This window comes from Pseudomonas sp. GM50 (assembly GCF_000282375.1).
In the GTDB taxonomy this organism is placed as follows: domain Bacteria; phylum Pseudomonadota; class Gammaproteobacteria; order Pseudomonadales; family Pseudomonadaceae; genus Aquipseudomonas.
Map to the genome: position 1 here is coordinate 1 of NZ_AKJK01000155.1, position 666 is coordinate 666.

General features: G+C 56.2%; 1 protein-coding gene. It reads left to right on the forward strand.

The window, feature by feature from the left end:
- Window positions 1–333 precede the first annotated feature (333 nt).
- The coding region (locus tag PMI30_RS00005) for a calcium-binding protein (RefSeq protein WP_008015338.1) at window positions 334–666 on the forward strand (333 nt) is incomplete at its 3' end.

The window sequence follows — 666 nt, forward strand, 5'->3', positions numbered from 1 at the left end:
CATGAGCTGGCGCGTTTCCTGCGGGAATCGCCATAAAACGAGCGCTGCGGCTGGTACGCCAACTGCGTGAGGAAGTACTGCGCGATTACATGCTCAAGAGCAACAATCTCAACTACTGGGCCGAGGGCTGGTTGCCGAACTGATCCAGTATTGACGTTCACTTTCTATTCAGGCGCCTTGGGTCGCCTGTTTTGTTTATATCCAGGGCTCAAGCCCGGATTGGTTCGCGTCGATAAAGCCTCCACAGCTTCGTTTATATGAAAGCCCCTTCTGCGATGCATATCGCTACGGGAAAGGTATCTGGTTCAACAACATGGCAAGGAAGAAGTCGCAATGGCAGTGATAAACGGGACAAACGGCGTGGATACGCTGGCAGGTACCAGTGGGGATGATGATATCAATGCGCTGGGTGGCAATGATGTGATCAAAGGGAGTGCCGGTGCGGACAAGCTGGATGGCGGCACCGGTACCGATACGGTCGATTACTCAACGTCGGCCGCGGCGGTGAACGTTGATATTCGTCTGGGCACGGGCCTGGTCGGCACCGGCGGCGATGCCGAGGGTGACACCCTGACCAACATCGAAAGAGTCATCGGTTCGGCATTCAACGACAGCTTCACCGTTGCATTGGGCGGGATAGCATTTGAAGGCGGCGCCGGCGACGAC